The following is a 22,915-nucleotide window of genomic DNA, read 5'->3' as shown; positions in this document are numbered from 1 at the left end:
TCCTGTCTCCGTACATGGGGAAAATGCCGCGCGCCGCGCTACCGGTTCACCAGCGCCTTCGGCAGCGACAGCGCGAGCAGCCCGCCGAGCGCCATGCAGCCGGCCATCATGTAGAGGCCCGCGTCGTTCGACGCGGTCAGTTGCTTGAGCAGCCCCATCAGGTAAGGACCGAGAAAGCCCGCAAGATTGCCGATCGAATTGATCATCGCGATCCCGGCGGCGGCCGCGGTGCCGCCGAGAAACGCCGTCGGCAGGCTCCAGAACAGCGGAATCGCGGTGAGAATGCCCATCGTCGCGAGCGTCAGCGCCGCGATCGCCAGCCCGGTCTGATGCGCCCAGGCAACCGCGAGCACGAGCCCGACCGTGCCCATCGCGCCGGGCAACGCCAGGTGCCAGCGGCGTTCGCGGCGCCGGTCGGAACTGCGTGCGATCGCGATCATCGCGACCACCGCCAGCGCGTACGGCACCGTCGACAGCAGCCCGATCGTCAGCGGATCGGCCACGCCCGTCGCATGAATCAGCGTCGGCAGCCAGAAGCCGACGCCATACAGGCCGATCACGAACGAGAAGTAGATCGCGCACATCAGCCAGACGCGCGGATTCGCCAGCACCGCGCCGAGCGACAGGTGCGACTTGACCGCTTCCTCGGCTTTCACGTTGCGCTCGAGCAGTTCGCGCTCGTCGGCGTCCAGCCACTTCGCCTCCGCAATGCGGTCGTCGAGCAGCGCGTACACGAGCACGCCCGCGAGGATCGACGGCAGCCCTTCGAGCAGATACAGCCACTGCCAGCCATGCCATCCGTTGAACCCGTCGAACGCCTTCAGGATGTAGCCGGAAATCGGGCCGCCGACCACGCCCGACAGCGCGACGGCCGTCATGAACACGGTCGTCATCCGGCCGCGCCGATTCGCCGGATACCAGTAGGTGAGGTACAGGATCACGCCGGGAAAGAAGCCGGCTTCCGCCGCGCCGAGCAGGAAGCGCATCGCGTAGAACGCCGTCGGCGTCGTGACGAACATCGTCAGCGCGGACACCGCGCCCCACGTCACCATGATCCGCGCGATCCAGACGCGCGCGCCGATGCGGTGGAGGATCAGGTTGCTCGGCACCTCGAAGATGAAATAACCGAAGAAGAAGATCCCGGCGCCAAGCCCGTAGGCCGCGTCGGACAACCCGAGATCGCCGGCCATCTGCAGCTTCGCGAAGCCGACGTTCACGCGGTCGAGATAGGACACCAGGTAACAGAACAGCAGCAACGGCATCAGCCGCCATGCGACCTTGCGATAGGCGGCTTCCTCCGACACCCGCAATGCGGGCGATACGGTCGATACGAGCGTCTCCATGATTTTTTTCCTTTCGTGGGATCGGTTGTTTTTCGTTGTGCACTGCATCCCGCATGCGCCGCCCGGTCGAGACAGCCACGATCCGGCGCGCACGCCGGCCGGCCGCCCTCCTGCGGCCGATGCATGCGTGTGCGCGGGGTGCCGTGGGCCGCACGCGTGCGTGCGGCATCCGTCCGGCGGTGCGGCGGTCTGGCTCGGGCGCCGCCGATCAGGCGCGCATCGGCCTTGCGAGAACCGATTGCGGCCGTGCCGCGTGTCCGGGGAGTCGTTGTACGTCGTTGTGTCCGGAAACCGCATCGCCGGCGAGGCATGACGCGCGCATGGCGCGCGGATGGTCGAATACTCGCTTCATGATCAGCCTTTTGCTCACATGCCCGCTTAGGGCGCCTTTAAAACGTCCGCCGGCGTTTGAAGCCGGGAACGCACCGCTGGACCGAGCGCCCTTTTGGAGCATTCGATGCCGTGATCCTGTGCGGCCGCGCGCGGCGGCCGTCATTGCATTTCGGGCGGGCGATCGCGCAGCCCGGCCATGTAGGCAACCGTGCGATCGCGATACGCCGCCGACACCCCCGCGTCCACCAGCCCGCGCACCAGCAGGTCGCGGTAGCGCGCGCTCGGCGCCGCGTCGCGATCGAGCGTGACCGCGCCGCGATACGTCAGCGCGCGCTCGCGTTGCCCGCCCGGCATCCGCACCTCGACCGCCACGCGCACATAGCGGCCCAGGTGCACGCCTTCACGCCGCTCCAGCGCGTCGAGCAGCCCGATCGGCAACCGGTACAGCGCGCCTTCGACGAGCCCGCCGGCGGCCGGCTCGATGTTCGCGCAGCAGACCGGCTCGTTGAGCGACGCGTAGTTGAACGCCAGGCGATGGCCGTCGAGCCGCGCCGCGCCCGCGACAAACGGCGTCGCGTCGCAGCCGAGCGAAGCGGACAGGCTGGCGAGGTTCATGCACGAGCCATACGCGAAGTACGTGAAGCGCTCGCCGCGCAGCAGGTCGTCCGTCGTCATCGCGCTGCCCGCCGTGCCGGGGCGCCCGGAATCGCGCGCGCGCCCATCAGAACGCCGCGCTCGGGGCCCGCGTCGTACCGAGCACGTAGTGGTCGTAGATCGCCGCGACCGATGCGATCGAGTCGAGCAGGAAATCGCCGATCGGAATCTCGATCCGCAGCGTCTGCTCGATGAACAGCACGAAATGCACGAGCGACAGCGAATCGAGCAGGTTGGCGTCGAGCAGGTTCGTCTGCGCAGTCACGCGCGCCGGTGCACCCGGGTCGATACCGGCCAGAAACGTCTTCACGTTGTCGATCAATTCGTCGAGGCTCATCATCCGCATCACGATCACGCTCCAGAAACACTCGTTCATCCCGGCCCGCACGCACGCATGCGGGCATCGTTTTCATCGAACCGCAGAGTCGCTCACATCGTCTTTCGTTTTTGACTTTCGATCGGGCGTCGTGCACCATGCGACGCGTCGACACGACAAACCCGGCCAGCATCTCCATCAGAGATAAATAGGAGACTTAATCAATATGACAACCCTCACACTGTTCTACTGCCCCGGCCATCTTTCGTTTGCACCGCACGTCATCCTGCGCGAGCTGGGCGAGCCGTTCGAACTCGCACTCGTCTCGATCAAGGACGGTGCGACGCAGAGCGCCGAATTCAGGCGGCTCAATCCGAAAGGCAAGGTGCCCGTGCTGCATACCGGCGACGCGGTGCTGACCGAGTCGTCCGCGATCCTGCTCTATCTCGCCCTGCGCTTTCCGCAGGCGCGGCTGGTGCCCGATACCGCGATGGGCGTCGCACGCGCCGTCGAATGGATGAACTGGCTCGCGTCAGTGCTGCCCGGGACGGTCGCGCTCAACTTCCATCCGTCGCGCTTCAGCGACGATACCGCCGCGCACGACGGCATCCGCGCGAAAGGCCGCGCGGGCATCCTCGACGCCTATGCGCAGATCGACGAGCGGCTCGCCGCGCACGACTGGGCGCTCGGCGAACACTACTCGATCGTCGATCCGATGCTGCTGATCTTCTTCAAGTGGGGGAACATGCTGAAACTCGACATGCGAGGATTCGCGCACTGGGCCGCGCACACGGAGCGCATGCTCCGCCGCCCGGCCGTCGCGGCCGCGTTGTCGGTCGAACAGATTTCGGTCTGGGCGTAGCGACGAAGCCGGATCGGGCCGGTGCCCGATCCGGTATGCCACTCGCATCCGTCGTGTCTCCACCATCTTCTCAGGTCCTTTTCGCCGCTTTTCTTTCTCTGCTGCCCCGGTCTTGCGCACGGACATGGCTTGTGGGTGTCCGGCGGGCCATCGACGTCGCGACTCCGGGAACAGGAGCCGCGACTGCAATCTTGCATGGCGTTCTCTTCGCTCGAATCACCGTGCCATCCAGCACATTTTCCGTGATCGCGTCGAATGCTTGAACAATGCAGCATCCATTTCGAGCGGTCCAATATATTTTTCATTTACAACTAAGTCGAATTACATATCAGACATTCGCGGCGAGGCAGATCTGGCCGCCTCCGGCCGGAATCGATCGCAGCGGATCACGCAAAGTTGAAATTGAATTGAAAGGAAATGATGCGGAAACGGCCGCGCAGGTCAACCGGGGGCGCCGGCCTGTGCCCTCAGGTCGGCTTTCGGCTGCGGCCTTCGCCAGGTACTTTGTGTGGGGAACGTCGTCGTTTCGACGACGTGTGCGACGCCGTCAAGCGCGCCGATACGGCACGCTGCCGGGCGAGCCCGGCGCACCGGACGGCTCGCCGACGGCACGCGTTAGCGACAGCGCGCGGACCAGCGCCGTCGCGTTCACGCGTTACTGCCGCCGCTGCGAATGAAAGAATAGCGATCGATGTCCGTTCTCTTGCCCCATCCGCGGCCACTCCAGTACGCGTGCGCGATGTCGTTGGTCTTGAGAACGTCGACGTGGCTTTTGACGATGCCCAATGCTTCCAGGCCAACCAGACAGTGCTCGACCAGCTGGTTGGCGATGCCCTTGCGCCGATGCGCCGGCAGCACGACGAGATGCTGGAGATAGCCGCGCCGCCCGTCGTGACCGGCCATCACGCATCCCACGATCGCTCCGTCGAGCACCGCCACGAAGCTCAATCCGGGGTTGCGTTCGAGGTATCGCCCGGTGGCTTCCCGCGAATCCGCATCCCTCACGGTGACCCCCGGCGTTTGCCTCATCAGGTCGAGCACCGCGTCATAGTCTTCGATAGTCATGACTCGAACCGTCAACATCGAACCTCCTCGGAAATGAATAACCGGATTCAGATCGGATGATGATGACACGCTTCCGGACATCGGGTATCGATGCGGCAACCGCCGCCCGGCATCGAACATTGGCCCGATGCAGGCCATTGCGACGGCTCTCGCTGCAACAGGGCCAACCTCGTCGTGGCCGCCATGCGTTATGATCTGTCCGCGACTGAAACTGCTTAAAACCGGCGATCATGAAAACAGCGGGCCTTCAGCATTAATTCGGAAAAAAATCGTATGCCCGCGCCATGGAATCCGGCCATCGGGCCGTAAGCGTTCAGCATTCCCGGTGCCGCAAGCAAGTCAAAGAATGCGTTGTTTCCCCATCGGATGCCGACAGACAGAATAAATCGACGCATTCGTTTAATTTGATGATCCCCATGAAACTCAATAGACTTTGCAGCATCGCGCTTGCCGCCATGCTTCTCGATCCGTTGATGGCGGTTGCGCAGACCGCCATCGGCAAGGAGCTGTTTACCGCTCGATGCGCCATGTGCCACGGGGCGGATGCTACCGGCACCGGGCCATTGGCGCGGAAAAGCAACCCGCCTACGCCCGACCTTACGTCCGCCGCGTTCAAAACCCGGCTGAAAAATTACCCCGGCGTCATCGTCTCGTCGATCGTGCTTCGGCCCAATGGCAACCTGATTCCGAATACCTTGCGGGAAAACGGCGTCAAGCTGCCCGCGCATACGTGGACGGACAAGGAGTTAAGGGCGATCAATGAATACATGATTCATCTCATCGCCAGGAATTAAACGATCGCGGCCTTCGCCGTTGGCGCATGCGCGCCATCCGTACCATGCGGCTCGCGCCGAAGGGGGCAACGCTTCGCCCCCTCGCCCGGTTCAATCGTCACGTCTTTCTTGCCTTTGCGCGGCTTGGAAGTGGCGCGTCGCTCGCCGGTTCATGCCTCGTACTCGAGGTTCGAGGATTCGGACAAGCGCGTCGCACCGACCTTGTTCATCCGCCAATACTCGCCTTGAAGTCGGCGAGATTTCAAACCTCGTCGGAGGCCGATCCGGAAAGGCAAACCGGCACCCGGCCGCCCGCCTTTCAGCCGCTATCGTGGCGACGCATGCACGCCGCGCTCGACGACCTCGGTCACCGCGCGCTCGCCGGATTCGATGGCCCCTTCCATATAGCCCGCCCAGCGCGTCGCGCTCTCCGTACCCGCCCAGTGGATCCGGCCGCACGGCTCGCGTAACGCCGGGCCCTGCGCCGTGAGCGTACCGGGCGCCATCACGCCAACGTACCCGCCCTGGCTCCAGGGATCGGAAATCCAGTCCTTGTCGACATAGCCGACCGGCGACAGGGCGGCCGGGCCGAAAAAGCGCTGAAGCGTCCGCACCGCCACCTGGCGCCGTTCATCGCTGGTCGCGGGCGCGTGCTCCCGGCCCGCGCCCGCGGCGAAAAAGCCGACGAGAAATCCCTGCTCGCTGCCGGGCGGCGTGGCGTCCGCGACAGGGCCGAACGGCGCGACATCGCTGACGGCCTCGCCCGACCATCCCCGTTCCCGCCAGAACGGGCGCTCGTAAGCAATCAACGCCTTGATCACGGAGCCCATCGGCATGCGGGCATGCAGTTGCATGCGCATGGCCGGCAACGGCGTCGTGAAATCGATGCGCGCGGCGAGCAGCGGCGGAATCGCGACGATGAGACGCGACGCTCGCACGTCGCCTTGCGCGTGCCGGATCGTTACCCCGGTTTCCGACTGCTCGACCGCATGCACGGGCGCATTCAGCTTCAGCACGCCGGGTAACAGCGCGTCGGCCAGACGCTCCGCCAGCTGGAAAGCGCCGCCGTGCACCTTGAAGCGTTGCGCGCCGTCACCGCGCATTTCCACCAGAGTCTGTATCGTCCCGCCGGCCGCGACAAAGTTCAGGAGGCCGAGAAACGAGACTTCGTGCGGCTCGCTGGTACAAAGGGCGCGCGTCATGATCTTCATGAGACTGCGGCCGCTGCGCGTGAACATCGACTGCTCCATCCACTGGTCGAGCGTCATTCGATCCCAGCGCGCCGCATCGGCCGCCTTCCAGGGCGCCTGCGGATCGATGGTCTTCGCATTCCGGTTGACACGTCGCATCGCGCGATCCGCATCCAGCAAGCCCATGATCGACATCGGGGGAATGCTGCCGGTGTAGCTCCGCACCTTGCCGCCGATGTCGAGGACTCGACGGCCTTCCACATATTGCTCGTAAAGCTCGAGATCAAGCTCCCGGCACAGCGCGACAGCACGGGTCTGGCCGGCCCCGAGCCACTGCCCGCCCAGATCGACCGGCTTTCCGCATAGCGTGCCGCCGTGAGTCCGCCCGCCGACGCGATCGCGCGCTTCGAGCAAACACACGCTATGGCCGCGCTCGCCGAGCAGCTGTGCTGCACGAAGCCCGGCGAGGCCGGCGCCGATGATGCATACGTCAACGCGCTCTGTCCCAGTCATGACGATTCCCTCAAGATTCCGCGCGGAGCGGATTGCACCCGACGCGATTCGAACGCAAATCACCCGGGCGGCAGGTTCGCACGGACCGTCGATCGTTTCAGGCGGTGCGTTACCGTGGCGGTCGCGACGGCTGCGGACCGACGGCTCGATATGCGCGTCGGCCAGACGCCCGCCGTACGGAATGCTTGCGTATTGCCTCCTTTCGGAGTGGTGTCTCGGGATTCCGTCGTCGACCAGGTGTCGATTCTAGAGTCGCATCGTGAACGCAGATCGATGATCCGTGCAGAATCGTGGCTTCTGCGTGCACATGCGAACGGTTCGCGGCCGGCGTATCCGGATGATCGGGCCGGTCCAGACGGATTCGCGCCGGCCGCTGCGGAGGACAAACCTGGCGCGATGTCCGGAGGGGCGGACCTGACCGCGACGCGCCGTCGCCGTGTTTTCCTGCAATCGCCTCGGCGACGCATGCCGCACGCCATACCCTCCTCATCCGCGATGACGTAAGGCGGATGTCACCGGGTCGTCATCGCACCGCCGCGACGGCAGCGGCGGCCGAAGCGAATCCGAAAACCCGGGGCCCCTAAACATGAGCGCGGTGGTACACGAAGCCGGCATTCGTTCCGCCACCCCGACCCACGGCAATCTGGATATTGAGGTGCGCCATGGCCTCGAGATAGCGGGCGTTGCGCAAGGGCCCCGTCACGACCGGTGCGAATCCCGCACTTTCCGCGATTCCGGCAACCGTGGCGTTGGCCTGCGCATCGTCGCCCGCGATGAACGCGGTAACGGCGTGGCCATCCCGATCGATGCGATCCGGCGTCATGATGTCGGCGAACACCGTGTTGAAGCACTTCACCAGGCGCGCATCCGCCAGCAGGCGGCCAATCGCCTCGGCCGCCGATCCGTCCGCCCCCAGCGGCAGCGGCGACCAGTCGTCCTGCAGCGCATTCGTTGCGTCCACCACGATCTTGCCGGCCAGCCGATGCGCAAGCGGCGGCAGGACCTCCGCGCACGCCTGATAGAGGATCGCGACAACGACTGCATCGCCATACGAGGCGGCCTCTTCCAGCGACACGATACGGTACCGGCTGCCCGGGCGCGCCCGGGCGGGATCGCGCAAGCCGACCACCACGTCATGCCCCGCCGCGACCAGCAATTCGGCGAGATTCCCCCCGAAGTTTCCACCGCCCAGAAATGCGATCTTCATGGCCACGCTCCGCAATTGATTGAGTGGCATCATTCTTCCAACAACGGTTTCCGCAATCAATTAGGTACCTGAGGGTAACCATGACGAAGAAGATCAAGTTGCCGCCCGACGCGTTTCTGCAAGTCTGTCCATCTCGCGCCGTGCTCGCGCGTATCGGGCAGAAATGGACCGTGCTGTCCATGGTTGCGCTGAAGGACGGGGCGATGCGCTTCGGCGACATCAAGCGCCGCCTGGAAGACGTCTCGCAGAAGATGCTGACCCAGACGCTGCGCGCGATGGAGCGCGACGGGCTGGTGGTCCGCCATGTTTACGATGAATTGCCGCTGCGCGTCGAGTACGTGCTGAGCCCGCTGGCCGGAACGCTGCTTCCGCTCGTCATCGATCTCAAGGCTTGGGCGGAAGATGCGCTCGCGGCGATCGAAGCCAGCAACCGCGCATTCGATCGCAAACATCCCAGGTAGCGAGGATTGCTGCCGGCCGAGTCGAACCCGTGAGCATGCCGGGACGCTCACGGCTCACGGGTTTGCCCGCGAACCTGCAAACGATCTGGATATTTGACGCTCCCCGTCTCCGGCATTTTTCCGATCGTCTGCTGCGTGAAGTCTCGCGCATGCGTGCGACGGCGGCCCGCCGTACTCGACCTCAGCCGTCCTGCGCGGACACCCCGGCAATGGAGACCGGCCACGCCGGGCCACGCCATCACGCCATCACGCATCCCGCGCGACGATATCCCACGCGGTATGACACGCCTGCCCCGGCAGCGTGAGCGCGCTCAGCGCGATCCGGTCGCCCTGTTGCGTCGCGAGGCAGAGTTTGTGAGGCGCCTGCAGCAACACGCTTTCCCCGTTGCGCGACAGTCGGGCACAGGGTGCCGACGGCTGGCCGCTCAGGTAGGACAGCGAAAGGTCGAGTACCATGCGTGCGCGCGTCACCTCGAATTCGATCCGGTGCGACGTCCATGCTTCGAACGCACTGCCCTGCGGATTGCGGAACGACGTGCCCGCGGCGAGACGCGGGACGTTCGGCAGCACGTCCTCGTGCGCGGCGACGAACGACAACCCGCTGGCGGCCAGGCGTTCGAGCGGGTGCGCATCGAGTTCGGCCGGCTGCTCCCGCATGCCGGGCTCGGGCGCCAGCGCGAACGCCTGCCCGTGCTCGATCGCATGCTCGGCATCGCGAGCGAGATACCGCCAGTGATTCAGGAAACGCACGTCGCCCGTCATGTGCAGGCCACGGATCGGTTTGCCCCGATGCTCGAGCAGGATCCGAACCGTATCGAAATCGTGCCGCTCGTGCAGCCCCCACTTCGTCACGAAATTCTGCTCACAGCCGACGAGGCTCACCTCGCCGAGCCCGCCCCACAGATGCAGGAGCGTCGTGTCGAAGCCGTGGATCGCGGCAAAGTCCTGACCGACTCTTCCCGCCTGCTCGCGAACATACTGCGCAAACCGCACCCAGGGCTCGCGGCCGCCCACGACGAGCCCCGCCTGCAACGGCTGCCCGACCCGGTCGAGCACATCATGGACACACTGTTGAATCAGCGCGTCCCGCCGTTCGCCGATGATCGGATTCATCACGAATGCGCAGAAGTGGGCGTCGGGGGCGACATGGAGGCGATCGTCGTCCGGCACGACGTCGAAGAGGTCGAACCGCGGCCCCGGAAACCAGATATCGGCATCGTAGAGCGCAAGCATGCGCAATTCGGGATCGCCGTCGAAGAGCATGGCCGCGGAGATGTACCGGTCCCACGCAAGGTCGCCGACGCCTGCGCCGGCGTAGACCTCGATACCGTCGTCGCGCAGCCGCTGCCGCTTCTCGTCGGACAGGCCGTAGCCGATGACGCCGATGCGCCCCCGGTAGTCCGTCGCGCGCAACGATACGATGAACGGAATGACCATCTCGTACCAGGCTTGCCGGTTGTCGTCGATCGCGAATGCGACGAGATGGCTGCGGTGGGTCTCGCTGTTGTCGGACGTGCTCATGCGCATGTGGCGGGATCGGTAGTTCGTGTTTTGATTCGGTCCGGCTGCGGGTTTCGACGCGCGACGCCGATTGTCGGGAAGCAATCGGATCTTCACCCGTGCCACACGACAACAACAGGCATCAATCAACGTCCGGCGCATCCGTGCATCGGGAAAGCAACGCCCGATTGTAATGAAGATCGCAGTGCACCAGTGAAGGAACCGAAGCCGGGGCGTCCGCGATTGGACGCGTTGGGTCGCTCGAGCGCCCATGCAGGGCCGAGGCGTTCCGTGTGGATGGGCCGGCGAGCCGGCCGCGACATGCGGCAAGCTCGGCTGCGGGTGTGCAGACGAGCCCGTTGCTGCCGATTTGAGGCGCGTCATGCGCCTTCATTTTCATCAGATCATTCGGCATTCGCCGACGGACCGAACCAGTCCCAACGCCGCCGCGATGCTTCGGAACCGTGCGGCATGCCAAACATCATGCCGGCCCGGTTTTCACCCGGCGTAGACAAAACGTAAGCACTCGACTGGCGCCGTAGCGTGGATCGTTGACGGCAAGAACGCTGGATGAAACGAGGCCGGTTGGCCCCGTTGCGGGTATGGAAGCAAAAGCCGGATCGCGATGAAGCGCCCCGGCTCTGAAAGCTTATTGCCAGCCCGGATGCCTTTCTCGATAGTATTTCAGCGCAGCGTCGCGCTCGTGTTCGGCTTGCCGGGCCAATTGCTCGGCGCGAGCCATATGGCCACCGAACTCGCCACCATGTTCCTGCTGGATGACATGCATTTCTTCGATGGACTGCTGCAGATCGTGCGTTGCCGCCATCGCCTTGTCATGAAGTTCGTCGGCAAACGCGACGTTAGCGGCCAGAATGGCGCATACGAGTATCGGGATTGTTTTAATCTTCATCATGTTCGAATCTCCAAATATAGTGGGTCGTGTGCACCCTGCTGAAGAACGCGGCTCGAGTGCGTTTGGTGCACGGCGCGTCACGTGAAGTTGTAAGTTTTTATAACGACGCGCTTCGTTGCGATCGTCTGGCACGGAGACGAAGAATGCTGTCGAATGAGCTCAGCGTGGGCGGTAGGCGACAGCGCTGTCGCCATGTATCTCGGCGAAGTGTTCGCGACGAGTATTGGCTGTTGTAGAACGGTTTTCAGCCGGTCAAGCGCCAGGCGTCGCCATTCGGCGAAACACGAAGCCAATCACCCGGCATGTGCAAAGACACGACAGGCGCCGCGTCACGGTCGATCGCTTCGCGCAGCGCCGTCCGGCCCGTCGGCGCGCCCCGCTGCGCCCGCGTGCGTCATCACGATGCCGATCGCAACCAGCACGAGCGCCGGCGCCACATACCACTGCAACGGTTCGCCCAGCAACGCCGATGACAACAGCACGCCGAAGATCGGCACGAGAAAAAGATAGATCGATACGGCGCCGGCCTTGTTGTATGACATCAGGCTGTTCCACAGCAGGAAACTCGCGGCGGAGACGAATGCCAGATAGGCAAGCACGAGCGCGGCGCCGAGCGAGAAGTCGAATGGTGCAATCCCGACGTTCGCGGCACCGACCGCGATCAGCGCAACACCACCGATCAGCATCTGCATCGCGGTAAGCGGCAGGACGGGGAGGACCGCGGGCGCCGCCTGCTTGCTCAGCATGTTGCCGAATGCCGCAAGGAACATCGCCAGCAACATCAGTGCCTCGCCGCGTCCCATCGTGAATGCATAGCCGTTGGCCATCACGTGGTAAAGCACGATGCCGGCGAACCCCAGCACGGCGGCCACGACCTTGGTCGCGGTCATGCGATCGTCGGCATGCATCAGATGCGCGAGCCCCAGCTGGAAGAACGTGAGCGTGCCTGCGATGATCGAGCCTTCCATGCCGCTGCTCATCGCAATTCCTGCATAAAAGAACACGTACTGCAGGAATGTCTGCACCGCACCCACGCGCACGATCGCGACGATGGCCGCCCGATGCAGCGGCGGCCGGGAAACGCCCGCGACCGTCATCAACGCGAACAGCAGCAGCGCCGCCAGTACGAAGCGGTAGCCCGCATATTCGATCTGCAGGAACGTGTCGCCACGCCGGATGCCCAGCAACCCGTATCCGACCTTCACGACCGGAAACGCGCTCCCCCACAGGCAAGTTGCCGTCAGCGCCGTCACGAAGCGGCCGGAAGGCGCCGACAGAAAGCGCGTGACGCCGGACGAAGCCGGCTGCAACGATCGCTCGATCAGTTCATCTTGCAACATGGCCTCCAGCGACCAGAAGGTCTGCTCCGGCAATGAATGACCCATCCCGCGACGCGCGAAAACACGGCGCGGCCGAGGATATGTTGCCGCGCGAGCGGGCGTTCGACGATCCCCGCGCCCAGTCCGTGTTCATCGATAGGGCGATTGCCCGATGTCGATGCGATATAGCCCGGGCGCACGCAGTTGACGCAGATAGTGTGACTGACGAAATCGATTCGTCCAGCATTTCGTCGCCCCTCACACGGCGAACCTGGTATCTACACCACCCTATCCGGTTGCGATGAGGTTGCCGATTGACGCTCTGAGTTTGTCGTGCGAAATCGGCTTGTGAAGCAATATCATTCCGTTTTCATGCGCATCGGCCAATCGGTCGGCGGCCGTATCGCCGCTGATCAGCATGGCCGGAATGTCTTCGTTATATTCCATGCGGACCCGTTCGATCACGGTGATGCCGTTCTCGTCGCCACGCAGGCGGAAATCGCACACCAGCAGGTCAGGCCGTTTCGCGCAAGTCGAAAGACTTGCGATGATCTCGTCTCCCGAGCCGGCTGCAACGACTTCGTATCCCCATATCGTCAATAGTTTCGACATCGCATCACGTATCGGCTGCTCGTCATCGACGATTACCACAAGCCCCGTCGCGGAAGACGTGTCGAGCCTTTCAGCAACGGGAAGCTCAATCGGCACGGCCATGCCATCCGAGAGTTCGATCACGATCTCGAAGCATGACCCGCGACCCGGTTCCGATTGCACGGCAAGCTCGCTTCCAAGGAGGTCGGCCAGGCGTCGAACGATTGCCAGGCCAAGCCCCAGCCCCTTTTCACGATCCCGTTCCGGATTTTCAATCTGGTAATACTCCTGGAACACGAGGTCGAGCAAGTCATGCGGGATGCCCCGCCCTGTATCCCATACCTGAATGGCGACATGTACGCCGCGAAGCCGGCAGCCTACGGCGATTTTGCCGGCGTCGGTATAACGCACCGCATTGGACACAAGGTTTCGTACGATACGCTCTACCAGTATCGGATCCGAATATACGACTGCGCGAGTGGGAACATGGGAAAGCGTAATGCCTTTTGCCGCGGCATCGCTCGCGTAGTCGCGACAGATTCGTGCGAGGATCGCGTCGATCGCAAATGATTGATACTGAACCTCCACGACACCCGCATCGAGCTTGGAGATGTCGAGCAGCGTGGCGAACAGTCTGTCGAGGGCCAGCGTGGAAATCTCGATCTGTTCGACGATGCTTTTTCCGTCGGCATTCATCGGGATGCTGCTCAGTGCGCCGACCAACAGACTGAGGGCATGCGACGGCTGGCGCAGATCGTGGCTGGCTGCGGCAAGAAACCGGGATTTTGCGAGACTGGCCTCTTCTGCAATCTGTTTCTGTTTTCTCAGGTCATCCGCCAGCTTCAAGACGACGTCGTTTTGAGCCTGAAGATCGACTGCCAGCTTTTCCGCATCGAATCTCAATCTGATGTTCTGCGTTGCCGTCCGGTTGCCCAGGATGCCGAGGTAGCCGATCACACAGACAAACAGCGACATCATGGGGGCGGTCACCTGTTGGACACGGTTCTCGGAAAGCGCAGTAACGATCACATAAGGGAGAGTGGCGGGCAGAAGAAATGCAACGAACGCGGGGAGATACGCGCTAAAGACAGGAACGGACCCTGCGACGACGCCAAGCGTGGCGATCACCGCAAGATAGCGAATTTCAAAGTTGCTGCCGGTTACCAGTTGAACCGACGACCATCCCCATCCGATTCCTTCAGCAAGACTCAAGGCGACGAACCAGGCAGCCCAGAATGACCGCCGGCTGACGAATGACCCCGATTTCCTGTAGAAGCGGGACAGCAGGATATGACCACCGGAACACGTCCCGATGTAGAGAAGCCACGAGGCGCCGCTTGCAGGATCGAGTTGCCCCAGGCGATGCAGCGAAACGACAAGAACGATCGCGAGCAGCGTTGCGCCGATAACACTGAGATCAACGATGCCGTACACGATCTTGAGTTGCTCGGCCGAAATCTTGTCTCGAAATTGAATCGTTGTATTCATCAATCACCTCATACTCTTTCCGATCCGGTAGTCGGTCCCTGGTCTTGCCGAACACCGAGGGGTTCCACACCGCATCCTCGATCGACAGGCCGACGAACCGCCGGAACAGCAGGTTGTACGTGATCTGCTTCACCCATTGCCGCTCGCCTCGGAAGCTGTGCGGCACTGCAACAGCATCGCCCGCTTCGGCGTCTCGGGGGCGATACGCGGCGGTTTCCCTTCGCATTCGTCTCGTTCATCGTCGGGAGCGTCTCGTCCATCTTCGACAGTGCTTCGTTCAGTCACATCCGGATCAGATATGGCAGCGCCTCCGACCGGAGCAACACCATACAATCGATTCTTTCGATTTCTTTACAAAAATAGAAAAGACACCGAACAATAAAAACCAAAAAGAGGGGAAATTGATTCAAGCGGCGCTTATCTTGCCTGTTGCGTTGATAATGCCTCCTAGATTTCAATCGATATCCTTAATAAGTTTGAAGTCAGGAGAAATGTCACGCAAGCTACATGCCATCTCAATACATTTAATATTTTCCAGTATCTCTCTACGTTTAATTATCAAATAATAGTTTTGATTCCACTAAATGATGAACAGAACTTTTAAAACCGTAGTGAATGACGACAGGGGCAAGGAAACTCAGCGAGTGTCCAGCCGGACGAGATCGAACCGAAATGCCCGCCCGGTTGTCTTTCCGATTGTCGTACTCGGCGTGCGGCCGGCGGTTGGCAATCTCCACCTCACCACCGATGGAACAGCACGGCTCCCTTCATCCGCCTCCGCCGATATCTCTGCCGCTCCCGGCACACAGCCCGCGCCCGATGCCACCGAGATGATCCTGTCGCCGGCCCGCCCGCTTCGCCGGACGGGCGCTACTGCGCTTCGCCTGATAGCGGCCGAGCAAGCCGCCGTCGCGGCGTTGGCGCCCCCTGCCGGGCATACCGTGGATTGAGTTTGCTGTCGTGGCGCGGACCTCTTCGCTGTAGTGGCCGCGCTGTATTTCTCCCCATGCAGTCAATCAAAGCAGGAACGAGACATCATGCCCCACCAGAGTCGACGTGATTTTTTACGTGCCGCAGCCCGTACCGCAGGCGCAGCCACGGCCATGAGCATCTTGCCCGCCGGAATTCGCAACGCGCTTGCGATTCCCGCGCACAACGCCACCGGCACCATTCAGGACGTCGAGCATATCGTCGTGCTGATGCAGGAGAACCGTTCGTTCGATCATTACTTCGGCTCGCTACGCGGCGTGCGCGGTTTCGGCGACAAGCGCGCGCTGTCGCTGCCGAACGGTCAGTCGGTCTGGGCGCAGCCGACCGCGCCGGGCGCAACGAGCTGCGTGATGCCGTTCCATCCGGGCGAGCAGAGCACCGGCATGACGCTGGGCGAGACCTTCATCGTGGATCTCGCGCACGACTGGAACACGACGCATCAGGCGTGGAACCAGGGGCTTTATAACCAGTGGGTGCCGGCCAAGGGCGCCGCTGCAATGGCCTATCTGACGCGCGAGGATCTTCCGTTCCACTATCAACTGGCCGACGCATTCACGATCTGCGACGGCTACCACTGCTCGGTGCTTGGCCCGACCGACCCGAACCGCTTCTACATGTGGACCGGCTGGGTCGGCAACGATGCCCAGGGCGGCGGTCCGGTGCTGGACAATACGCGTCTCGATCCCGGCTTCACGTGGTCGACGTTTCCCGAGACCCTGCAGTCCGCGGGTATTTCCTGGAAGGTCTATCAGGATGTCGGCAATGGCCTGAACGAGGCCAACGAGTGGGGCTATACCAGCAACCCGTTTATCGGCAACTACGGTGACAGCGCGCTGCTCTATTTCGCGCAATATCAGAGCGCGGCGGCGAGCTCGCCGTTGCACCAGGGCGCGCTAAGCGGTACCAACGTGCTGAACGGCGGCACGTATTTCGACCAGCTCAAGGCCGACGTGGCGAACGGCACCCTGCCGCAGGTATCCTGGATCGTGGCGCCGCAGGCATTTTGCGAACACCCGACCTGGACGTCGAACTACGGCGCCTGGTATGTGGACCAGATTCTGCAGATCCTGACTTCGAATCCGACGCTGTGGAGCAAGACCGTATTCCTGATCAATTACGACGAGAACGACGGTTATTTCGATCACGTGGTGCCGCCGTTCCCGGCCGGGAGCGGCAACGGCAAGTCGACGGTAGACACGGTCAACGAGTTCTATGTCACGGGCACGGGCCGCTATGCGGCGGGTGTCAATGTGTCGGGCCCTTACGGCCTCGGGCCCCGAGTGCCGATGCTGGTGGTGTCGCCGTGGTCGCGCGGCGGTTGGGTCTGCTCGGAGGTTTTCGATCATACCTCGGTGATCCGCTTTATCCAGAAGCGCTTCGGTACCGCGGCGAACAAGCATTTGGCCGAATCGAACATCACGCCGTGGCGTCGCGCCGTGTGCGGCGATCTGACCTCGGCGTTCAATTTCGCCACGCCGAACGAGTCGCTGCCGCAACTGCCCGATACCTCGTCGTTCGTACCGGCGTTCCATCCCGCGAATCCGCCGGCCGCAGGCACGACTTACACGCCGTCCGCGCCGACGGTTCAGACCCAGCCGACGCAAGAGCCGGGGGTACGTCCGGCGCGCGCGCTGCCATACGAACTGTTCGTGCAAGCGAGCACCGAGCGCACGCCGGGCTTCTTGTCGCTGCGCTTCTCGAATACCGGTATGGTCGGCGCCGTGTTCCTGGCCTATGCCGCGGATGGCAGCGCGCCGCACAGCTACACGGTGGAAGCCGGCAAGCATGTCCGGGATCAGTTGGCGCTCGGCTCTGGTGGCACCTACGACTATACGATCCTGGGGCCGAACGGCTTCCTGCGCCGCATCGCAGGCACGGTGGCGAGCGGCATGCCGCAACCTGAAGTCGGTGAGGCCTACGATGTCGCCAACGGCAATCTCGAGGTGTGGTTCGAGAATCCGGGCCGGCAGCCGCTCGATTTCTCGATGACGAACGCGTACGACCCGGGCAAAACGGTCACACGCACAGTTCCGCCCCGCGGCAAGGTGCAGGTCGACCTGGATCTGCGTCGGGCCTGGGGCTGGTATGACGTGAGCGTCAGCGTCAAGCAGGCGACGGGCTTCGTGCGTCGTCTCGGCGGCCACGTGGAAACCGGTCGACCGAGCTTCAGCGATCCCTTGCTCGGCAGTTAAGCGCACGCGGAAGGCTGGCGGTCCGCCCCATCCGGCAGCATCGCGGCATTCGCAGCGATGGCTGCTGGCTGCGGAGCGTCAAGGTTGCCTCCCTGCGCAAGAAGTCCGGCCATCGGCGCCATGAGCAAGATGCCGGTTGTCGTGATGCTGTCGATCCGCATGGCGGGATTGCCCGCTATCGATACACCGGATGAAAACGACTACTGCCGCGCCGTCGGGGGCCCGTGCAAGACGATCGGCGGCCGCTGCCTCGTGCGCACAATTGATGGGTGCCGGTAACCCGCCTGGTTGTCTTCACATCCATTTCGTCGGGTAATGCTTCCGCTTCTGCATCTACACTCGTTTCTTCGGGTCATTTTCAACGCGCCGCTGACCATCCGTGATGGCACGCCGCAGGCGTAACACCGCGTCCCGCATGTTGCCCGGCAGCGTCGCGCCGAAACCGATCACGAGTCCGGCCTCCCCGCCGTCGCGATAATGCGGCGATAACGGAGGAGTTTGCAGTCCGAGTGCCACCGCGGCTTCCCATACCTCGAGATCCGCTTCCGGTGCGGCCGCGCCGCGCAGTTTCGCGACCAGATGCAGGCCGGTGTCGGGTGCGCCCCCCCAGTCGAGCACGTCCGCGCAGTTGCATTCGAGCGCGGCCAGCAGGGCATCCCGACGTTCCGCATACAGCATCCGCATGCGGCGCAGGTGCGTCGCGAAATGCCCTTCTCCGATGAACTCCGCAAGCGTGATCTGTAGTGGTGCCGGCGATTGCCGATCGATCAGCGCACGGGCGTGTGAGAATGCCTCGGCGAGCCCCGGCGGCGCCATCAGGAAACCGATCCGCAACCCGGGCGCGAGGACTTTCGCAAATGTGCCGATGTAAATCACGCGATTCCCGGCCGATTGCCGACCGAGCGCGCGCAGTGGGTGCAGCGGCCGACCGGCGTAGCGATAGTCTCCGTCGCAGTCGTCCTCGACGATCCATGCGTTCGCACGTTCGGCCCAGTCCAGCAGCGCGAGCCGGCGCCGCAGACTCATCGACACGCCGAGCGGGTACTGATGCGACGGCGTGACCACCGCCAGACGCGCGTCCGGGGCCAACTGCATGCCGGCTTCGACGTCGAGGCCCTCCGCGTCGACCGGCACCGGCACGACGCGTGCGCCCGCGCTTTCGACCGCGCTGTGTCCCGCAACGAATCCCGGGTTCTCGATCCACACGGCATCGCCCGCGTCGATCAGCAAGCGCGCGGCCAGTTCGATCGCCTGCTGCGAGCCGGACGTGATCACGACGTCATCGGCACTGCACGACAGGCCGCGCGCCACACCCAGATGTTCGGCAATTGCCTCGCGCAGCGGCCGGTATCCCGCCGGATCGGCATAGCCAAGTCGGTCGACGGCCGGTCGGCCGCGCCAGAAGCGCGCGGACAGGCGCGCCCACGTGTCGTACGGAAACGCGTCGAGCGCTGGTGTGCCGGGCGCAAGCAGGCCTGGCCCGCGCGGCACCGGCGTAACCGGCAGGTCGAGCAGGTGACGGCCGCGCGCGGACAGTGCCGGGTACGCTTCGCCGTGTGCCTCGATAACGGACGGTCGTGCCACGGCGGCGGGCGGCGCGAGATCCTCCGGCAACACGTCCGGCACGTAGATACCGGAGCCGCGTTGCCCGTACGCATAGCCCTCCGCGACAAGCCGGTCATACGCCAGCACGACGGTTTGCCTGGACACGCCCAGCTCTGCCGCGAAAGACCGCGTCGACGGCAGGCGCGCGCCGGGACGGAGATGCCCGTTCAGCACGCCGTCGCGCAGGTGACGGGCGATCTGCTCCTGAAGCGGCAGCGTCGATGCAGGATCGATGACGAAAGCACCCCAGGCTGGCGGAGTGGCACGTTTGTTCATGGCCTGAAAGTGGATTGATCCGGTTTTCGAAAGTGGGCTTAGATGATAGTGCCGGCTATTGCTATCGTGTCAATCACGTCATCTCTCCCCTCATCGAACGCATGACTATCGAAGCGTCTCCCCTGCGCCGCCGCCTCGCGCTTGCGTCGCTCTATACCGGCGTATTCCTGCCGCCGCTGGATTACTTCATCGTCAATCTGGCGCTACCGGCGATCCATGTCGGCCTGAAAACCAGCGACGCGCAAATCCAGCTCACGGTCTCCGCTTACGCACTGGCGTACGCGGTCGTCCTGATCACCGGCGGACGCCTTGGCGATCTGTACGGACGCAGGCGAATCTTCATGATCGGCATGGCGGCCTTCGTCGTTACGTCGGCGTTGTGTGGCATGGCGACCAGCGGTGCGGTACTGGTCGCGAGCCGCGTCGCGCAGGGTGTCAGTGCCGCACTGATCACGCCGCAGGTCCTCGCGTCGATTCGTACCGTCTTTCCGGTACCCATGCAGGCGCGCTTGATGGGTATCTACGGGTTCGTATTCGGGCTCGCGTCGGTAGTCGGGCAAATCGGCGGCGGCGCGCTGATCGACCTGCATCCGTGGGGGCTCGACTGGCGCGCGGTCTTTCTCGTGAACGTACCGATCGGCATACTCGCCGTGGCGGGCACCTGGTTGTATCTGCCCGAGAGCCATGCCAAGCGCGGCGCGCGCATCGATATTCCGGGCATGGCTGCATTGACGGTTGCGCTGATGCTGCTGATCTATCCGCTGACCGTCGGCCGCGAGCTGCACTGGCCCGCATGGACGTTCTGGAGTCTCGGCTTGTGCGTACCTGCGTTCACTGCTTTCATCCGGATCGAACACCGGATCGCGCAACAGGCGCGCGATCCGCTCGTCGACATCTCGGTGCTGCGCCAGCCGGTCGTGGCAATCGGACTGCTGCTCGCGTTCCTGTTCTACAGCATCGCCGCGTTCTTCCTCACCTATGGCCTCTACCTGCAGGAGGGGCTGGGCTGGACCCCACTGCAATCGGGCCTCGGCCTCGCTCCCTACGGCGCGGGGTATCTGCTCGCGCCCCTCGCGACACCGTGGCTCGCACGCCGCATCGGCGAGAACCTGATGCCGCTCGGGTTTGGCTGCCTCGCCGGTGGCTTCGTTCTCTGCGCGACGCAACTGGGTTCGGGTGCGCCCGCATTGCCGTTCTACATCGGCCTCCTGATCGCGGGAACTGGACAAGGGATGGCACTGCCGTCGCTGCAGCGGATCGTACTCGCCGACGTCGATGCGCGACACGCCGGCATGACCGCCGGTGCGATCGTCGCGATGCTCTACATCGGCTCCGCGTTCGCGGCCGCCTGTATCGGCGGCGCATTCTTCGGCGCACTCGATGGCGCGGGCGGTAGTGGTGCGTCAGCTTACGCGCACGCGATGCGCATCGGCCTCGAATGGATGCTGGTCCCACTCGTTGCGGGCTTCCTGGTCAGCGTCTGGATGGTGCGGCGGCGTAAGCAGGCGACGAGCGCCATGCGCGGTATCTGACGTAGCCGGCCAAACATGGCGCGCCTGCCTGCGCGCCATGCCCGGCCGTCAAGTCGGAGCCGCGATACACGTCTTGCCGCCTGTCGAAGCGACGCGCTGTCACGTTGATGGAGTCTGTTCACAAGGAGCGTGAAAACGGGCAGCCGCTTCATGCCGCAGTCGGATTCCGGATGACTTCGGTGAATCAACACCATGTCGAGAAGCGTGCGCAAGGAGTTTGCGATAGAGGTTGGCGCACAGCAGATACCGCTTCGGAGCCCAATCTGCACGCCATGTTCACCAAGGCACACCATGCAGCGTCAAGCCCATCTCGCCCAGGTGCCAGGTGCGGCCCGGCGCGCGTCGCTCTGCCCGGAGCCGATGGGCGAAGCAGCCGCCGAACTTGTCGCACCCGCGGCGAATTGTTTCGTCACTCATCGCTAGAAAGCCGTGTCCGCAGCAGAGCGATTTTCCATTCACCGTTCCCCCTATTCCAAGCGATCACCGCCCACAACATGCCAACGCTGCTTCGTCGGCGCGGCGGGCGGCCTGCGACTGACGCGCGTAGTTCACCAGATCCTTCGGATACACGGGATTGTCGCGATAGCTGCTGTCGTCAATGTCCCACAGTACCGTCACCAGCGCGGCTTCCAGGCACCAGTAACCGAAGTAGCGTCCGTCCACGTGAGTGCCGTGCCAATACGTGCCCTTCATACCCTTGTACCAATTCTCGACAAACGCCTTGACGAGCGCAGGTCGCTCTTCAGGAGTTCGCACAGTGGCGCTTGCAAGCGACCGATAAGGCACTGGATGCAGCAACACCTGGGGCGCGTGAACGTTCCTGGCAGTCAACTGCAGTACGACGGCCTCCAACAAACCATCCCGTCCCCGGTTACTCTCGTGCGTACGATCCACCGACCCCATGATCTTCGGAATGTACTCGTCGCGGCCCAACAGCTTGCACAACGCGAGCAACCAGAAGATGTACACGTACACGTCTATCCGGGAAATTTTCAGCGTATCAACCTCATTGCCCGGGAGCATCCTGCCCCGCAGCGAAATCCTGTTTCTGGTGAATTCGTCAAAACGCCCGATGACATCCGCAACCTGATCCCTCAACTCCTCAATAGACCGCCCAGCCGTATAGTCGAGAACCAGAAGCTCCAGGCCATCGGATGCCAGACTCCACAGAAAATCCAGATATCCAGTGAAATTCACATTCCCGGATGGAGAAAACCCGTCAAAGGTCCGCTCAAACTCATGAAGATACACCTCCCTCAATTCAACATAATATTTTTCCGTTACATATATTTGCCGCTTCTGTTTTGAAAAATTCATGACCAGCCCTCATATTTAAAATAGAAACCCAGCCTTTCTTTAGAGCCAACCTAAATTTCCTGAACGACAGGTTCATCGAAACGGCAAGTCATGTCGAACAACACGCTTACCCTTCGTGCAGGGCGAGCCTTGTTGTCGATGCTACCGGCGCATTGAAAACTCCCGCGGCCGGGGCCTCACCGCACCGGAACGTCAACTCACGTGCGTTATCCTGGTCATTGCCATCCGCGTTCATCGCCACCACGCCTTTAAGCGGCAGCACAGGTTTCTTGTCACATATTTCTGCCGCCTTACGCCGACATACTTCCGCCCCTTCGAGCAAGCCATAGCAATCCACCCGATAGGATTTTCCTCCGTTCGGAAGATCGATCGACCACACCGAATATGCTGGACCCGCCGTCGACGAACATCCGGCCAGCAACGCCAATAAAATCAATGAAAATTCATATTTAATCGATGAAATCATCTTAAACAC

Annotated in this window: 19 protein-coding genes and 1 pseudogene; 6 read left to right on the top strand and 14 right to left on the bottom strand. The window is 63.0% G+C overall.

Annotation, left to right across the window (positions count from 1 at the left end; all coding sequences use genetic code 11):
- Positions 1–38: 38 nt before the first annotated feature.
- From GQ57_RS19765 to GQ57_RS38260, 3 genes are all read right to left on the bottom strand, one after another.
- Positions 39–1,343: an MFS transporter gene (locus tag GQ57_RS19765; RefSeq protein WP_031397661.1), complete on the bottom strand. Its 1,305-nt coding sequence runs from the start codon at positions 1,341–1,343 to the stop codon at positions 39–41.
- Between the two features lie 492 nt (positions 1,344–1,835).
- Positions 1,836–2,351: a gamma-glutamylcyclotransferase family protein gene (locus GQ57_RS19760; protein WP_034198805.1), complete on the bottom strand. Its 516-nt coding sequence runs from the start codon at positions 2,349–2,351 to the stop codon at positions 1,836–1,838.
- A gap of 46 nt (positions 2,352–2,397) precedes the next feature.
- A complete protein-coding gene (locus GQ57_RS38260; protein WP_052001406.1) occupies positions 2,398–2,706 on the bottom strand; it encodes an acyl carrier protein in 309 nt (102 codons plus the stop codon).
- A 166-nt stretch (positions 2,707–2,872) separates the two neighbouring features.
- Here GQ57_RS38260 and GQ57_RS19750 point away from each other — a divergent pair, with 166 nt between their 5' ends.
- The gene (locus tag GQ57_RS19750; protein WP_031397658.1) at positions 2,873–3,508 is read left to right on the top strand and encodes a glutathione S-transferase family protein; all 636 of its coding nucleotides are present in this window, start codon (positions 2,873–2,875) and stop codon (positions 3,506–3,508) included.
- Positions 3,509–4,156: 648 nt separating this feature from the next.
- Here GQ57_RS19750 and GQ57_RS19745 read toward each other — a convergent pair.
- Positions 4,157–4,573: a GNAT family N-acetyltransferase gene (locus GQ57_RS19745; RefSeq protein ID WP_235212631.1), complete on the bottom strand. Its 417-nt coding sequence runs from the start codon at positions 4,571–4,573 to the stop codon at positions 4,157–4,159.
- Between the two features lie 455 nt (positions 4,574–5,028).
- Here GQ57_RS19745 and GQ57_RS19740 point away from each other — a divergent pair, with 455 nt between their 5' ends.
- Positions 5,029–5,367 (top strand): c-type cytochrome, encoded by a 339-nt coding sequence (locus GQ57_RS19740; RefSeq protein WP_407638577.1) that lies wholly within the window; start codon positions 5,029–5,031, stop codon positions 5,365–5,367.
- Between the two features lie 305 nt (positions 5,368–5,672).
- On the opposite strand, the gene GQ57_RS19735 is transcribed toward GQ57_RS19740, so the two are convergent.
- Entirely contained in the window at positions 5,673–7,049 is a 1,377-nt protein-coding gene (locus GQ57_RS19735; RefSeq protein ID WP_034198804.1) for a flavin monoamine oxidase family protein, read from the bottom strand.
- Positions 7,050–7,629: 580 nt separating this feature from the next.
- A complete protein-coding gene (locus tag GQ57_RS19730; RefSeq protein WP_034198803.1) occupies positions 7,630–8,256 on the bottom strand; it encodes an NADPH-dependent F420 reductase in 627 nt (208 codons plus the stop codon).
- An 80-nt stretch (positions 8,257–8,336) separates the two neighbouring features.
- Here GQ57_RS19730 and GQ57_RS19725 point away from each other — a divergent pair, with 80 nt between their 5' ends.
- Entirely contained in the window at positions 8,337–8,717 is a 381-nt protein-coding gene (locus GQ57_RS19725) for a winged helix-turn-helix transcriptional regulator (protein ID WP_034198802.1), read from the top strand.
- 246 nt (positions 8,718–8,963) lie between these two features.
- Here the strand turns inward: GQ57_RS19725 and GQ57_RS19720 are convergent, their stop codons facing one another.
- The 5 genes and pseudogenes from GQ57_RS19720 to GQ57_RS39795 form a co-directional block, all read right to left on the bottom strand.
- On the bottom strand, positions 8,964–10,238 hold the full coding sequence (locus GQ57_RS19720) for a hypothetical protein (RefSeq protein WP_034198842.1): 1,275 nt from the start codon (positions 10,236–10,238) through the stop codon (positions 8,964–8,966).
- A gap of 628 nt (positions 10,239–10,866) precedes the next feature.
- Positions 10,867–11,130, bottom strand: coding sequence for a hypothetical protein (locus tag GQ57_RS19715; RefSeq protein ID WP_034198801.1), 264 nt, complete (start codon positions 11,128–11,130; stop codon positions 10,867–10,869).
- Between the two features lie 329 nt (positions 11,131–11,459).
- Positions 11,460–12,470 (bottom strand): DMT family transporter, encoded by a 1,011-nt coding sequence (locus GQ57_RS19710; protein ID WP_052001405.1) that lies wholly within the window; start codon positions 12,468–12,470, stop codon positions 11,460–11,462.
- 267 nt (positions 12,471–12,737) lie between these two features.
- The gene (locus tag GQ57_RS19705; protein ID WP_034198800.1) at positions 12,738–14,528 is read right to left on the bottom strand and encodes an ATP-binding response regulator; all 1,791 of its coding nucleotides are present in this window, start codon (positions 14,526–14,528) and stop codon (positions 12,738–12,740) included.
- Positions 14,521–14,732, bottom strand: a pseudogene (locus tag GQ57_RS39795) (transposase); the annotation flags it as partial. The gene GQ57_RS19705 and the pseudogene GQ57_RS39795, both read right to left, overlap by 8 nt.
- A gap of 833 nt (positions 14,733–15,565) precedes the next feature.
- Here GQ57_RS39795 and GQ57_RS19700 point away from each other — a divergent pair.
- Both GQ57_RS19700 and GQ57_RS43080 read left to right on the top strand, forming a co-directional pair.
- A complete protein-coding gene (locus GQ57_RS19700) occupies positions 15,566–17,710 on the top strand; it encodes a phosphocholine-specific phospholipase C (protein ID WP_034198799.1) in 2,145 nt (714 codons plus the stop codon).
- Positions 17,711–17,830: 120 nt separating this feature from the next.
- Positions 17,831–17,989 carry a hypothetical protein gene (locus tag GQ57_RS43080; RefSeq protein WP_160257539.1) on the top strand — a complete coding sequence of 53 codons (159 nt, stop codon included), beginning with the start codon at positions 17,831–17,833 and terminating at the stop codon, positions 17,987–17,989.
- Between the two features lie 54 nt (positions 17,990–18,043).
- Here the strand turns inward: GQ57_RS43080 and pdxR are convergent, their stop codons facing one another.
- The gene (gene pdxR, locus GQ57_RS19695) at positions 18,044–19,591 is read right to left on the bottom strand and encodes a MocR-like pyridoxine biosynthesis transcription factor PdxR (protein ID WP_052001404.1); all 1,548 of its coding nucleotides are present in this window, start codon (positions 19,589–19,591) and stop codon (positions 18,044–18,046) included.
- Between the two features lie 101 nt (positions 19,592–19,692).
- Between pdxR and GQ57_RS19690 the strand changes: the two genes are divergently transcribed.
- Positions 19,693–21,123, top strand: a complete 1,431-nt coding sequence (locus GQ57_RS19690) for an MFS transporter (protein WP_052001403.1) — start codon at positions 19,693–19,695, stop codon at positions 21,121–21,123.
- Between the two features lie 480 nt (positions 21,124–21,603).
- On the opposite strand, the gene GQ57_RS19685 is transcribed toward GQ57_RS19690, so the two are convergent.
- Both GQ57_RS19685 and GQ57_RS41925 read right to left on the bottom strand, forming a co-directional pair.
- On the bottom strand, positions 21,604–22,440 hold the full coding sequence (locus GQ57_RS19685) for a PoNe immunity protein domain-containing protein (protein WP_052001402.1): 837 nt from the start codon (positions 22,438–22,440) through the stop codon (positions 21,604–21,606).
- A gap of 106 nt (positions 22,441–22,546) precedes the next feature.
- Entirely contained in the window at positions 22,547–22,906 is a 360-nt protein-coding gene (locus tag GQ57_RS41925; RefSeq protein WP_152603312.1) for a hypothetical protein, read from the bottom strand.
- Between the last annotated feature and the right edge of the window lie 9 nt (positions 22,907–22,915).

The sequence above is a fragment of the Burkholderia sp. MSh2 genome (genome assembly GCF_000731655.1).
In the GTDB taxonomy this organism is placed as follows: Bacteria; Pseudomonadota; Gammaproteobacteria; order Burkholderiales; family Burkholderiaceae; genus Burkholderia; species Burkholderia paludis.
Note: the sequence above shows the minus strand (reverse complement) of the source record. Positions and strands in the feature narration are given on the sequence as shown.

What these genes read in the sequence shown, in the direction of transcription:
- GQ57_RS19750 (WP_031397658.1), top strand. Translation starts at nt 2,873, where the DNA reads ATGACAACCCTCACACTGTTCTACTGCCCCGGCCATCTTTCGTTTGCA.
- GQ57_RS19710 (WP_052001405.1), bottom strand. Translation starts at nt 12,470, where the DNA reads ATGTTGCAAGATGAACTGATCGAGCGATCGTTGCAGCCGGCTTCGTCC.
- GQ57_RS19725 (WP_034198802.1), top strand. Translation starts at nt 8,337, where the DNA reads ATGACGAAGAAGATCAAGTTGCCGCCCGACGCGTTTCTGCAAGTCTGT.
- GQ57_RS41925 (WP_152603312.1), bottom strand. Translation starts at nt 22,906, where the DNA reads ATGATTTCATCGATTAAATATGAATTTTCATTGATTTTATTGGCGTTG.
- GQ57_RS19685 (WP_052001402.1), bottom strand. Translation starts at nt 22,440, where the DNA reads ATGAATTTTTCAAAACAGAAGCGGCAAATATATGTAACGGAAAAATAT.
- GQ57_RS19735 (WP_034198804.1), bottom strand. Translation starts at nt 7,049, where the DNA reads ATGACTGGGACAGAGCGCGTTGACGTATGCATCATCGGCGCCGGCCTC.
- GQ57_RS19730 (WP_034198803.1), bottom strand. Translation starts at nt 8,256, where the DNA reads ATGAAGATCGCATTTCTGGGCGGTGGAAACTTCGGGGGGAATCTCGCC.
- GQ57_RS43080 (WP_160257539.1), top strand. Translation starts at nt 17,831, where the DNA reads ATGAGCAAGATGCCGGTTGTCGTGATGCTGTCGATCCGCATGGCGGGA.
- GQ57_RS19740 (WP_407638577.1), top strand. Translation starts at nt 5,029, where the DNA reads ATGCTTCTCGATCCGTTGATGGCGGTTGCGCAGACCGCCATCGGCAAG.
- GQ57_RS19715 (WP_034198801.1), bottom strand. Translation starts at nt 11,130, where the DNA reads ATGATGAAGATTAAAACAATCCCGATACTCGTATGCGCCATTCTGGCC.
- GQ57_RS19745 (WP_235212631.1), bottom strand. Translation starts at nt 4,573, where the DNA reads ATGACTATCGAAGACTATGACGCGGTGCTCGACCTGATGAGGCAAACG.
- GQ57_RS19765 (WP_031397661.1), bottom strand. Translation starts at nt 1,343, where the DNA reads ATGGAGACGCTCGTATCGACCGTATCGCCCGCATTGCGGGTGTCGGAG.
- GQ57_RS19705 (WP_034198800.1), bottom strand. Translation starts at nt 14,528, where the DNA reads ATGAATACAACGATTCAATTTCGAGACAAGATTTCGGCCGAGCAACTC.
- GQ57_RS19690 (WP_052001403.1), top strand. Translation starts at nt 19,693, where the DNA reads ATGACTATCGAAGCGTCTCCCCTGCGCCGCCGCCTCGCGCTTGCGTCG.
- GQ57_RS19760 (WP_034198805.1), bottom strand. Translation starts at nt 2,351, where the DNA reads ATGACGACGGACGACCTGCTGCGCGGCGAGCGCTTCACGTACTTCGCG.
- GQ57_RS19700 (WP_034198799.1), top strand. Translation starts at nt 15,566, where the DNA reads ATGCCCCACCAGAGTCGACGTGATTTTTTACGTGCCGCAGCCCGTACC.
- GQ57_RS38260 (WP_052001406.1), bottom strand. Translation starts at nt 2,706, where the DNA reads ATGAACGAGTGTTTCTGGAGCGTGATCGTGATGCGGATGATGAGCCTC.
- GQ57_RS19720 (WP_034198842.1), bottom strand. Translation starts at nt 10,238, where the DNA reads ATGAGCACGTCCGACAACAGCGAGACCCACCGCAGCCATCTCGTCGCA.
- pdxR (WP_052001404.1), bottom strand. Translation starts at nt 19,591, where the DNA reads ATGAACAAACGTGCCACTCCGCCAGCCTGGGGTGCTTTCGTCATCGAT.